At 37.0% G+C, this 12,177-nt stretch carries 14 protein-coding genes; 10 read left to right on the top strand and 4 right to left on the bottom strand.

Going from position 1 to position 12,177, the window contains the following annotated elements:
• Positions 1–19: 19 nt before the first annotated feature.
• Positions 20–637: a GntR family transcriptional regulator gene (locus tag ACQ2HF_RS15735; RefSeq protein WP_432411376.1), complete on the bottom strand. Its 618-nt coding sequence runs from the start codon at positions 635–637 to the stop codon at positions 20–22.
• 134 nt (positions 638–771) lie between these two features.
• A complete protein-coding gene (locus tag ACQ2HF_RS15740; protein ID WP_432411377.1) occupies positions 772–1,563 on the bottom strand; it encodes a polysaccharide deacetylase family protein in 792 nt (263 codons plus the stop codon).
• Here ACQ2HF_RS15740 and ACQ2HF_RS15745 point away from each other — a divergent pair.
• From ACQ2HF_RS15745 to ACQ2HF_RS15775, 7 genes are all read left to right on the top strand, one after another.
• On the top strand, positions 1,536–2,297 hold the full coding sequence (locus ACQ2HF_RS15745) for a glycosyltransferase family 2 protein (protein ID WP_432411378.1): 762 nt from the start codon (positions 1,536–1,538) through the stop codon (positions 2,295–2,297). The genes ACQ2HF_RS15740 and ACQ2HF_RS15745 overlap by 28 nt on opposite strands.
• 1 nt (position 2,298) lies before the next feature.
• Positions 2,299–3,366 (top strand): glycosyltransferase family 4 protein, encoded by a 1,068-nt coding sequence (locus ACQ2HF_RS15750; RefSeq protein WP_432411379.1) that lies wholly within the window; start codon positions 2,299–2,301, stop codon positions 3,364–3,366.
• Positions 3,367–3,375: 9 nt separating this feature from the next.
• Positions 3,376–4,287, top strand: a complete 912-nt coding sequence (locus tag ACQ2HF_RS15755; RefSeq protein WP_432411380.1) for a glycosyltransferase family 2 protein — start codon at positions 3,376–3,378, stop codon at positions 4,285–4,287.
• Entirely contained in the window at positions 4,277–4,837 is a 561-nt protein-coding gene (locus tag ACQ2HF_RS15760) for an L-threonylcarbamoyladenylate synthase (protein WP_432411381.1), read from the top strand. Before ACQ2HF_RS15755 ends, ACQ2HF_RS15760 begins: the two co-directional genes overlap by 11 nt.
• Before the next feature lie 93 nt (positions 4,838–4,930).
• Positions 4,931–5,956 (top strand): class I SAM-dependent methyltransferase, encoded by a 1,026-nt coding sequence (locus ACQ2HF_RS15765; RefSeq protein WP_432411382.1) that lies wholly within the window; start codon positions 4,931–4,933, stop codon positions 5,954–5,956.
• A 78-nt stretch (positions 5,957–6,034) separates the two neighbouring features.
• Positions 6,035–7,456 (top strand): CCA tRNA nucleotidyltransferase, encoded by a 1,422-nt coding sequence (locus ACQ2HF_RS15770; RefSeq protein WP_432411383.1) that lies wholly within the window; start codon positions 6,035–6,037, stop codon positions 7,454–7,456.
• A gap of 34 nt (positions 7,457–7,490) precedes the next feature.
• Positions 7,491–8,504: a COX15/CtaA family protein gene (locus tag ACQ2HF_RS15775; protein WP_432411384.1), complete on the top strand. Its 1,014-nt coding sequence runs from the start codon at positions 7,491–7,493 to the stop codon at positions 8,502–8,504.
• A gap of 101 nt (positions 8,505–8,605) precedes the next feature.
• On the opposite strand, the gene ACQ2HF_RS15780 is transcribed toward ACQ2HF_RS15775, so the two are convergent.
• Both ACQ2HF_RS15780 and ACQ2HF_RS15785 read right to left on the bottom strand, forming a co-directional pair.
• Entirely contained in the window at positions 8,606–9,079 is a 474-nt protein-coding gene (locus ACQ2HF_RS15780; protein WP_432411385.1) for a DUF6495 family protein, read from the bottom strand.
• Positions 9,080–9,190: 111 nt separating this feature from the next.
• Positions 9,191–9,583 carry a hypothetical protein gene (locus tag ACQ2HF_RS15785; RefSeq protein ID WP_432411386.1) on the bottom strand — a complete coding sequence of 131 codons (393 nt, stop codon included), beginning with the start codon at positions 9,581–9,583 and terminating at the stop codon, positions 9,191–9,193.
• Between the two features lie 173 nt (positions 9,584–9,756).
• Here ACQ2HF_RS15785 and ACQ2HF_RS15790 point away from each other — a divergent pair, with 173 nt between their 5' ends.
• The 3 genes from ACQ2HF_RS15790 (at position 9,757) to ACQ2HF_RS15800 (ending at position 12,159) form a co-directional block, all read left to right on the top strand.
• Positions 9,757–10,716, top strand: coding sequence for a tetratricopeptide repeat protein (locus tag ACQ2HF_RS15790; protein ID WP_432411387.1), 960 nt, complete (start codon positions 9,757–9,759; stop codon positions 10,714–10,716).
• Between the two features lie 35 nt (positions 10,717–10,751).
• Positions 10,752–11,225 (top strand): 23S rRNA (pseudouridine(1915)-N(3))-methyltransferase RlmH, encoded by a 474-nt coding sequence (gene rlmH, locus ACQ2HF_RS15795; RefSeq protein WP_432411388.1) that lies wholly within the window; start codon positions 10,752–10,754, stop codon positions 11,223–11,225.
• 310 nt (positions 11,226–11,535) lie between these two features.
• The gene (locus tag ACQ2HF_RS15800; RefSeq protein ID WP_432411389.1) at positions 11,536–12,159 is read left to right on the top strand and encodes a hypothetical protein; all 624 of its coding nucleotides are present in this window, start codon (positions 11,536–11,538) and stop codon (positions 12,157–12,159) included.
• Positions 12,160–12,177: the final 18 nt, after the last annotated feature.

A 12,177-nucleotide genomic window follows, 5' to 3' on the forward strand; every position in this document is an offset into this window, starting at 1 on the left:
TTTCATTGAGTTACTATTTTTATAATGTAAAAAGATCTAGTGTTTGAAGCCAATTAATCTTTAGTAGTTCCACAGCTTCTTTAGTTTGCTCCTTTTCTATATAATTGATAATTTGTTGATGATGGTTTTTAGAACTTTCTTGGAACTCTCGACGTTCCATAAATGCAACTTCATAGAAAAATATTCTTGTTTTTAAATCCAATAAAACTTGTTGAGCTGTTTCATTATCATATTGAGAGGTCAAAATATTATGAAAAGTAATGTCTGCATTAATTCTGTCTATGGCATTTCCAGCCATTTCAATTTTCTTTTCTTGTTCCTTAAGTTTCGTTATTATTGATTTTGAATACGTAGAGTTTTCAATAGCTAAGGCTTCTAAAGTAGCTACAAGTTGATATAAATTTTTCGCTTTTGAATTACTAAGCTCAGGAATTATGAAACCACAATTAGGTACTGATTTTATAATTTTTGAATACTCTAATTGTGTTAACGCCTCTCTAATTGGTGTGACACTTACCTCTAAGTCTCTTGCAATTGATGCTAATGACAAAGAGTCTCCGGACTTTAATTGCCCCGTTTTCATTTTATCTAAAATCAAAAATCTTACTTGATCACGATAGGTTATTTTATTTATCATAATCAAATATAATATATCGTATACGATATATTATGCTTTTAATGCTTTTTTTGAAAAAATGTGGCGTAACTAATATGCAGTATATTTATAGAATGAATAGTAAAAAACAGATTTTTTTAAGAGTAGTTCACCTTTTAAAAAATCTTCCCAAGCTTCAATTTCCGCTTAAACCGCAACAGTGACCATTCTCCTTTTACGTCTATTCGGTTGAGTTCAAAGATATTTTTGAAGGGAAATTGCTCAATTCTATTGCCAATGCGGAGCGCTACTAGGAATCCGTTTTGTTTTAATTGCTGAAAGAATGTTTCTTGCTCAGGATTCCTCCGAGGGAATTTTCCGTAGGGATATGCCAGTACTTTCGTGAAATTTAAATTTTCTACTGAAACTAAATCAAAACATGACTTACAATCTTCTTCAATCTCCGAAGCGTTTAAATCGGTATATTTTTTATGCTGAAAACTATGGTACGCCAACTCAATAGTTTCAGAAGGTAAGGCCCGTAATTGCCCGGCTGTCATTATAGAGACTTCGCCATCGTTCCATTCATCGCTTCTCCCTAAATAATTTAAGGGAATAAAAAACGTAGCTTTCAGTTTGTATTTCTGTAGGATTGGCACCGCAAATTCTAACTGATTCACATAGCCATCGTCAAAGGTGATAATGCAGTTCTTGCCTTTTAAAGAGCTTTTACTCTTTAAAATTTCAGCAAAATGATGCGTGGTATAGCCTCTGGAAGCCAAATGTTTACAATGTGCTTCAAAACTGGAAGCGCTCGTCCGTAACCCCTTCCCTTGTTGAGAAGTGATGTCGTGGTACATTAATATAGGAAGTTTTGCCAAAGTTTGTGGGTGTAGTACTTCTGTAAAATTAGTATTTTTACCCAAACTACCACCAACTCTTGGAGCAAACCGTAAAAATTTCGGCAATCGCCATTACTTTGAATGAAGCCGACAACGTAGATGGCTTTGTACAAAGGCTTTCTTTTGCGGACGAACTAATAATCGTAGACTCCTTTAGCAGCGATGCAACGGTAGAAAAAGCCAGAAAACACGAGAATGTGACCGTATACGAACGGAAATTCGACAACTTTTCGGCACAAAAGAACTTTGCCATCTCCAAAGCGACACATGATTGGGTAGTGTTTTTTGACCTGGATGAAGAAGTAACTCCCCAACTTGCTGAAGAAATTACGTCTACGTTGAAAAACCCTTCGGCCATCGCTTATTTCGTGAAGCGCGATTTCTACTTTATGGGAAAACGCATTAAATACAGCGGTTTACAAAACGATTGGGTGATTCGGGTTTTCAACAGAAAGCATTGTAAATACAACGATAATCTTGTGCACGAAACCCTGGAGGCAGATGGCACCACAGCAAAGCTGAAACAAACCCTCTCCCACCACACCTATAAAAATTTTGACGAATATACAGGGAAAATGCACAAATACAGCGCTTTACAAGCAAAAATGCTGTACGAGAAAAAGAAGAAACCAACGCTCTATCATTTTCTGTTTCGACCCTACTACCGCTTTTGGCATCAGTTTATTTTGCGGTTGGGAATTTTAGACGGGAAAGAAGGATTTATTCTGGCGTATGTAAGTGCGTTTTCGGTGTTTAAGCGCTACGTGAACTTATGGTTGTTGTACCGAAAAATAGACTGATATGAAAAAGGTTTTTTTAGAAGCACATAATCTCAAAAATAAGTTTTCTGGCTTTGGGCAGTTTAATTACCATCTCATAAAAGGGCTAGCCACACAGGATTTAGGGAATCTTACCCTTACGTTAAACGTAACGGACGCCAACTCTTTAAAAACCGAATTTGGCACTACCTTCAAGTACAAAAAATACAAAAGTATTACGCGTCACAAACCCTTCCGCATTAAGAAAAAATACGATTTGTGGCATTGTTTGAATCAGAATATTAAAGTAGAACCATTTTACAACATCCCGTATTTACTTACCGTACACGACATTCATTTTGTTACTGAAGGTTCGGCAGGACTGCAAGCCAAACTACGAGCACAGTTTGAAAAAAAGCTAAAACGTGCAACGGCCATTACCTATATTTCAGAATTTGCCAAAAAAGATACGCACGCACATTTTAAGGTGCCTAAGGTGCCAGAATTTGTAATTTATAATGGCAATACCATTACAGATACTTCGGTTCCTGAAGATTTTAAACCGTCCCTACTTCCGAAGCAACCCTATTTATTTTCAATAGGCGATTTTAGTGAACGGAAAAATTTTAAAAGCTTAGTTGCCATGCTGCATCATTTGCCAGAATACAATCTCGTTCTGGCTGGAAATAATCAATCTTTATATGGCGCTAGTTTGCGCGGTATGGTTTCAGAATATAAACTGGACGACCGTGTCTTCTTACCTGGCAAAATAGCAGATACTGAAAAAAACTATTACCTAAAAAACTGCGAAGCCTTTGTATTTCCATCGTTACGGGAAGGTTTTGGCATCCCTCCTATTGAGGCGATGCGCTTTGGGAAGCCCGCATTTCTTTCCAATAACACATCCTTACCCGAGATTGGTGGCGAACAAAGTTTTTATTGGGAGCATTACGAACCAGCCTATATGGCAAAGGTTTTACAAGAAGGGATGGAAACATTTTACGCCCATCAAAACGATTATGAAACGTGGTATAGTGCCCGCGCCCAAAGCTTTAATTGGGAAGCCACCGCTAAGCAATATCTGGAAGTGTATCACACAATTTTACGCTAAGTTTGCAGTATGTTCGATGTCGCCATCATTATTGTGAATTATAATACTGCCAAGTACACGTTGGAGTGTGTGAATGCAATTAAGATAAAGTCACAGGCCGCCACAAGCTATCAAGTGATTGTAGTGGATAATAATTCTGAATTGGAGGATTATAAGCATTTGTCGGCTAATTTTCCAAAACAGGAAAATTTCATTCTACACAGAAGTCCTATCAACACAGGTTTTGGCGGTGGAAATATGTTAGGGGTCCCGTATGCCAACGCACGGTATTTGCTTTTTCTGAATAACGATGCCATGCTCTTAAATGACTGCCTGCAAATTTTGACAACTTATATGGATGGTCATCCAGAAGTAGGCGTTTGTACCGCTCAAAATTATGACGAGCACAACCATTTTGTCCCTTCCTTCGACCACAATAAAGGATTGAGAAGATTACTCTTGGGTCGCGGATTTTTAGAAAAGAACAACCCAACACGCTACCCAAAACGAAAACAGGAATATACCGAACCCCTGGAAGCAGATTGGGTAAACGGTGCTTTTCTATTTTTTAGGAGGGAAGCTTTCGAAAAAGTGGGCGGCTTTGACACTAACATCTTTCTCTATTGGGAAGAAATGGATATATGCCATCGGTTAAGAGAAAACGGCTATAAAAGTACACTCGTTCCGCAAGCAAAAATATTACACTATCAAGGAGTAAGTACGGGCACTTCAAAAATAATTAGTAAAGAAAGTTATATTTCATATTTATACGTGATTAGAAAAAACTTCGGATTTATAAAATGGTGGATCGTACGTATCTATTTAACTTTAGCCCTGCTGGTAAAGCCGAAAAAATGGTTTTTGCTTTCCACAGTAATCGATTGCAACCCAATGACCCATTCACTCAAACAACAACAAAAAGTACGCTTTTATGAAGACTGAAATTGAAAATGCCATAGCCACCCTAAAACGCGGCGGACTTATTTTATATCCTACAGACACGGTTTGGGGAATAGGCTGTGATGCCACCAATGCAGATGCCATTGATAAAATTTACGCGCTGAAAAAACGTGCCGAAAATAAAGCGATGGTTTGTCTGGTACACGATTTTAAAATGTTGAATGAATTTGTGGAAGAAATTCCCGAAGTAGCCTACGACATTTTAAGATACGCGGTAAAACCTACAACCGTTATTTACGATGACCCCATTAGAGTGGCTACCAATATTATCGCTGAAGACAATTCACTGGCAATACGTGTCGTAAAGGATGATTTTTGCAAGAAATTAATTAGAAAATTCAGGAAACCTATTGTTTCTACCTCGGCAAATATTAGTGGAAAAACAACTCCCTTGTCTTTTGCTGAAATTTCCGATGAGATAAAAAATGGTGTAGATTATGTGGTAAATTATAATCAAAAAGAAAAACGAGGTACGCCTTCAGCTATCATCAAATTAACCTTGGACGGAATGGTAAAGGTGATTAGAGAATAACTATTTTATTCAATTGCACTCATAATTAGAGAAAAAGTCTATCGTAGATACGAGTATCAGGCATCTACGGAATACACAAATAGCGCAACTAAAATGACCAACTCAAAAAAGAATGAGAATCCTCCTTGCCAATTATGTGGCAGTCCTTCTCAATTAAAATATAAAGATTTTCAAGGCTATCAACTTGGGATGAAATTTAACATATATGCTTGTGACACCTGTGTTACCTCTTTTTCTATGCCGCGCGCAGATACTAGCAAAATATATGACGCCATCTATAGTAACGGGAAAAATGTCCCTGGATATAATAGATATTGGAGTTATGTAAATGAAGTTAAGACTGCAGATAAACCCTTGCACTATTTAGCAAATTCTGAAGAAGCGTATTGGGGAATCCAGCAAGCACTTACTACATTGGTACCCAGTAAAGACAGCGCCAAGATTTTGGAATTGGGAAGTGGACTGGGATACCTCACCTATTCACTTAAAGAAGAAGGGTACAATATAGAAGGGCTCGATATTTCGAGTGAAGCTATAGCACAAGCCAAAAAAAATTTTGGAGATTTTTATGTGTGTAGAAATTTATATGACTACGCGCTTGAAAAACCAAATACATACGATATAGTTATTTTAACCGAAGTAATAGAACATATTGAAGAACCCATAAGCTTTATAGCCTCTATTCTGAAATTATTAAAAAAAGGAGGGCATATTATAATTACAACGCCTAATAAATCCCTTATGCCTTCAGATATTGTATGGGATTCTGAAGCTCCACCTGTGCATCATTGGTGGTTTAGTGAAGACTCTATTAAATATATAGCGACAATGCTAGATATGGGAGTTAGTTTTATAAATTTTTCGGAATATTACTTTAACCATCCCGAAGCGTATAAATTGAAAAAAAGAAGAAGAAAAATTGAACGAACCCCCATACTGAATGAAGCAGGTGACCTAATCTCCAAAAGTGAATATACTGCAGCTAACACCCCGCCAGAAGTTCAAAAAAAGAAAGCGGCTATCCAAAGAAGGTGGCTTACGTTGAAGTCAATTTTTAATCCGAATACAATAATTTTTGATAAAAAAGGAAAGACCCTATGTGCTATCCTGACCAAATAATTGAACCTTACTATTCAATCTAATCTAAGTTGTTCAACGAACAGCTATTTCGTACCTTTGCACGAGTAAAAAATACCCATGCAATCCAATTATAAGTCGGCACTTCAACATCCCGTTTTTAGGGTGATTTCTAAAGCAGCAGAACAGCTTCAATTAGAAACCTATGTAATTGGAGGCTACGTTCGGGATCACATCTTACAACGGGGTGATGCTAAAGATATAGACATCGTTGCAGTAGGCAGCGGCATTGCACTGGCCAGAAAAGTAGCTGAGCTTCTCCCTGGAAAACCTAAAGTTTCTGTTTTTAAAACCTACGGTACTGCTATGCTGAAATCTGGCGGAATAGAACTGGAATTTGTAGGCGCCAGAAAAGAATCGTATTCAGAAAATAGTAGAAACCCCGCTGTAGAAAATGGAACGCTACAGGAGGACCAAGACCGTCGCGATTTTACCATAAATGCACTTGCCTTAAGTTTAAATGATGTAAGCTTTGGCGATTTGCTAGATCCTTTTAGTGGTGTAGAGGATCTTCAGAAAAAGATACTAAGAACGCCGCTGGATCCAGATATTACTTATAGTGACGACCCCTTACGTATGTTACGTGCTATTAGATTTGCAACACAATTAGATTTTATCATTGAAGAAAGTTCGTTAGCGTCTATTACTAGCAATGCAGACCGTATAAAAATAATTTCTAAAGAACGTATTGTTGACGAAATTAATAAAATTTTATTGTCTCCCGTACCTTCAAAAGGATTTGCGTTACTGCAAAAAACCAAACTGCTACAGCATATTTTTCCAGAACTTTTAGCACTCCAAGGTATTGAGGAAAAAGATGGACAGCGTCATAAAGATAATTTCTGGCATACGCTGGAAGTAGTAGATAATATTTCTGAAACCACAGATAACCTTTGGCTACGTTGGGCAGCTTTACTGCACGATATTGGCAAAGCGCCCACAAAACGATTTGATAAAAAAATTGGGTGGACCTTTCACGGACATGAATTTGTAGGGAGTAAAATGGTATACAAACTCTTTAAACGGCTTAAGATGCCTTTGAATGACAAGATGAAATTTGTCCAGAAAATGGTATTGATGAGCTCCCGCCCCATCGTTTTAGCAAGTGATGTAACCGATAGTGCTGTGCGAAGGTTAGTGTTTGATGCCGGAGACTATGTAGAAGATCTTATGATATTGTGTGAAGCCGATATTACCACTAAAAATCCCAAGAAATTCAGGAGATACCATGATAACTTTCAGCAGGTACGTGATAAGATCGTGGAGGTTGAAGAACGTGATCACGTTAGGAATTTTCAGCCACCAGTAAGTGGAGAGGAAATAATGGAAACCTTCAGTTTAAAACCATCCCGGGAAATTGGCTTACTAAAAGATGCCATTAAAGAAGCTATTTTGGAAGGAGAAATCCCTAACGAATATAAAGCCGCACACGCTTTTATGCTGAAGAAAGGAATAAAATTGGGATTAACTCCTTCAAAATAGAGTAGTCTCAAATGTTAGTTGTGAAACAGGTACTATGAAAGACAATAAAAAAGTAATTTACTGGCTGCTTACGGGTTGTACGCTTATTTTTATTATGGTAGTTGTGGGAGGTATTACACGTCTCACACATTCTGGACTTTCTATTTCAAACTACAAGCTTATCTCTGGCACCTTGCCACCCATGAACGATACCGAATGGGAAGCAGCCTTCGATCTTTACAAACAATATCCAGAATACCAGAAATTAAATCAGCATTTTTCAGTTGAGGATTTTAAAGATATCTATTTCTGGGAGTGGATCCATCGGGTGATTGGCAGGTTTATTGGGGTAGTGTTTGTAATTCCATTCTTCTATTTTCTCCTGAAAAAACAACTTACTAAATCCACTATTAAAAAATGTATTCTCCTTTTATTCTTAGGTGGATTTCAAGGATTTCTGGGCTGGTATATGGTTAAAAGTGGTTTGGTAGACAATCCAGATGTAAGTCATTACCGCCTGGCAATGCACTTAACCACGGCCTTTATTACGTTTGCTTATACCTTTTGGGTAGCGATGGATTTGTGGTATCCACATAAAAAAGAAATTAATAGCAAGTTCAGAAACCTGTTGCGATTGGGATTGGGAATATTGGTGATACAAATTATTTGGGGTGCTTTTGTTGCTGGACTGGATGCCGGATGGATACACAACCACTGGCCGTTAATGAGCGACGGAAAATTAATTCACGAAACAGTAACCATAGAGCAAAATCCGGTATGGAAAAATTTTGTGGAAGGCAAGAGTGGTGTGCAGTTTGTACACCGGTATCTGGCATATGTGGTTGTTGCTATTATCGGGCTTATCTGGTGGAAATCTAGAAATATTCCGGTAACTGTTTTGCAGCAAAAAGCAATTCATATCCTTTTAGGATTGGTACTACTACAGTTTGTGTTGGGAGTTTTTACACTTATTCTAAGAGTACCTGTAGTGTTGGGTGTTTTACACCAAGTGGTTGCCTTCTTTCTATTGGCAGCGATGACGTTTACCTTGCACAGATTCAGCAAGTAAATATCTCAGGGCAAGCCTTCGGGATATTAAAATTTCAAAAAAATAAATACCAAATCAGAAACATGGAAATAGTCTTCGATACACTAGATTAAATAAGAGCATTACTGCTTTACCATTCCTTCAAAAAAGCGATATAATTCTCCTTTGGTAATACTGGCTCCTTGTTTGATGAGGGCGAAAATATCTTCAGATTTCTTGGCTGAAAATGCTTTGGAGGCTGTGAAAAACTCTACGGAATCTTCAGCAAAATTTTGTTGCAACCATTGGTAACCTTTAATTGTAGAAATGTCTATGCCTTCTTTCAATATTTTTAATGAAATGAGATGCATCTCGGTATCCTCTATTTTAAAAAGAAATAATTGCTGCGGCGCAATATTTTCCAAAAATTCGGCTTTTTGAAGCACGCCTTCCCAAACTAAATCACTAAAAATGTCTAGCTCTTCTTCGGCAACCTCGGGTTGTTTGTCTTTAATGGTTGCCCACTCTTCTCCTGTGATGGATTGTGTGGCCAAAAAGTTGATAAATTCCGGATGCAGTTCTTCTAATTGTTCTTTTGTAAGTCTGGCGTATTTCAAAAAAATAGATTTTTTACAGAAAATTCTTCATCTGTATTTTTAGGACTGCAAAAATACAAATAGCTAAGCAACTATAAAAATTGAATCTATCCCAAGGTGTTGTTTTAATAACTACCCGTTCGCGATACCCATTTGGTGATAATTGGCAGTGGTATATAACACATCTCCTTTATGATTAAATATCATGGCGGCAGACTGTATATCGTTTTCTAAATCAATTTTTAAAATTACCGTATTTAAAACAATAGCTTTCCCAGACAAGGTGTACGTAGTTGGCTGCATATTGCTGGTAAAAACAAGAAGGGTATTTTCTAGTGTAGGATATAAGCGTAAAGCCAAGGTACTTTTATCAAGATAAACCAGTTGCGCTTGTCCTTCATGAGTGCGGACATTATAATAGTAATTGAAAGATGCGGTAGGAGCTTCAGCAAACAATGCCCCTCCTTCTGCCAAATGAGATAGTAGCAAGGGAAATGATTTGCTGGAGTAGAATTCATTCTTCATAGTTTTTAAATAATGGATGCTAAAGCTACAACTCGTTCACTCACAAAACAATACGGGTAAATACGTAATCTATATCACTATTTCAGAAGACATAAAAATTTAAAAAGTACTATGTATGTATCCTTTAGGTACTATTTCGTATTAATTGTATCTTTAAGCATAACTTTATGAGTATGTATAAATATATATTGCTATTCGGATTAGTATTATTCTTAGGGTGTAATTCTTCCGAAGAAAAGAAAACAACAGAAGAAGTCATTGCTTCAGATTGGATGCATGCGTATCAGGCAATTTCCAAATTTGGAGATACGCTGTATAGCGAACCGCCTTCAAAAAAAATTGTGGCATTATACAAAGACAAGAAAAAAGCGTTTGAAGAAAAATCCGACTTAGAAAACACCATTTGGTTTGGCCGCTTTACTGCCTATACAGGAAATTATCGTGAGGCAATACAAATTTATACCGAAGGTCTAGAAAAATTTCCAAATGAAAGCAGATTGTTAAGACACCGCGGACATAGATATATAACGGTTCGGGAGTTTGACAACGCCATTGCAGATCTTGAAAAGGCAGCGGCACTCATTAGAGGGAAGGAAAATAAGATTGAAGAAGATGGCATGCCCAATGCACAAAATACACCCGTAAGTACGATGCACGGCAATATTTATTACCATCTTGGGTTGGCACAGTATCTTAACAACAATGACCAGAAAGCGCTAGACGCCTTTACAAAATGCCTGCAAACGTCACCCAATCCAGATAATCTGGTTTCTGCATCCCACTGGTTGTACACTATTAACTGCCAGATGGGACAAAAAAGCAAAGGATTTGAATATGTAAAAGATATCCCCAGCGATCTTAAAGTAATAGAAAATGAACCTTATTTAAAAGCCTGTTTACTTTACAAAGGCGAGCTCCAACCTACCGAAATACAAGTACAACCCGATGGCACAGCTACTAATAGTGCTTTGTTGTACGGTTTAGGAAATTATTTGTTGTGTGAAGGTGATAGTAAAGCTGCCAAACAAATTTTTGAAGATATTGTTGCGGGTAGTGATTGGGACTCGTTTGGGTATATTACTGCTGAAGTAGAGCTGGCTACAAAATTCAAAAAAAAACCTACCATTGAATAAAACAACCCTGTTTTAGGAATACCCACTTTTACCCTATGAAAATCACCCTGCTCGCCATTGGCAAAACAGACGACAAAAATCTGGAAACGCTTATAAAAATGTACGCTAAGCGGTTGGGGCATTATGTTCCTTTTGCCTTAGAAGTAATTCCCGATATTAAAAAAGCTAAAAACCTTAGCGAAGACCAGCAAAAACAGTTGGAAGGTGCCGAAATATTAAAACGTACCACTAGCAGTGACCACCTTATTGTATTGGATGAAAAGGGTAAAGAATTTACCTCAGAAAAGTTTGCCACGTTCCTTCAGAAAAAAATGAACAGCGGTCTAAAAAACCTCGTTTTTGTGATTGGTGGTCCGTACGGATTTAGTCCGGAAATTTACGAGCGCGCCCAGGGAAAAGTATCCCTCTCCCAAATGACCTTCTCGCACCAAATGGTACGTTTGTTTATGGTGGAGCAGCTGTACCGTGGCTTTACTATTTTACGAAATGAGCCATACCACCATCGATAGGATTTTTTATCTTTATGGGATAACCTTGACGAGATACTGTTGTTATCCTGATTTATTTATAGAATACTGACTATATAAATTATTATATTACGTGTTATCTCTCATTTCCTAAAACCTTAACTATCTCAAAACTAGTAAATTGCAAAACTAATATTCAACAATACAATTGTTATCAAAAATTATATAACAAATTATACAATTAAATTTATTTTTTATATATTTGTAGATTAAAAAATATCCCTGCGACAACAGAGATATTCAAAATCGGTTGCATCCGATTATTGTATAATTTAATAATGTAAAAAGTAATATGATTACAAAAGTACTAAAAAAAAGTGAAAATCCGTCATATAAAAGACGGTTGGCATCTTTAGAAGGTTGTCAAATTGATTTAAAGAACGAACTTTTGCTCATATTTTCAGCGTTCTACGGAGCGCTTAAAAATTATGAGAGAGAGATTGTTCAGACTCCGCCGGAGTCAAGAGCCAGAGGGTTTGAAGCATCACTTCTAAACTCCAAAATGATTCAAAGTATCCAAGAACACTTTCCTGAAAATTGGAAGTTCGGAAAGTACAAGCGATTTACGCTGCGTATCAATGGATACATAATCCTTTTTAAGAAATTTAATCAAAAAGGATTACCTATGAACATTAAGACTAAATCTGTAACCGCAATTTCGCAGCAACTTTCAATACCGCTGTTTGATGATTCCACTTATGTGGCAGAACCAATATTGTTTTTTGGTTACAGTAAGGACAAGTTCGGGAATATTGTTAACCCGAAACTCGTTTATATAGATGAAGATCAGATCAAGTGGGAAATTTCTAGAGACAATATCTCAGCCACTAAAACACTTTCTATTCCTAAAGAGGAGAAAGTCGCTATGCCGAAACTACGCGATGAAATTGTAAAGAAAAACGTTTCGAATAAATAAGTAGAATTGGATGCAACC

The sequence above is a fragment of the Rasiella sp. SM2506 genome (assembly GCF_050859505.1).
Lineage (GTDB): Bacteria > Bacteroidota > Bacteroidia > Flavobacteriales > Flavobacteriaceae > Marinirhabdus.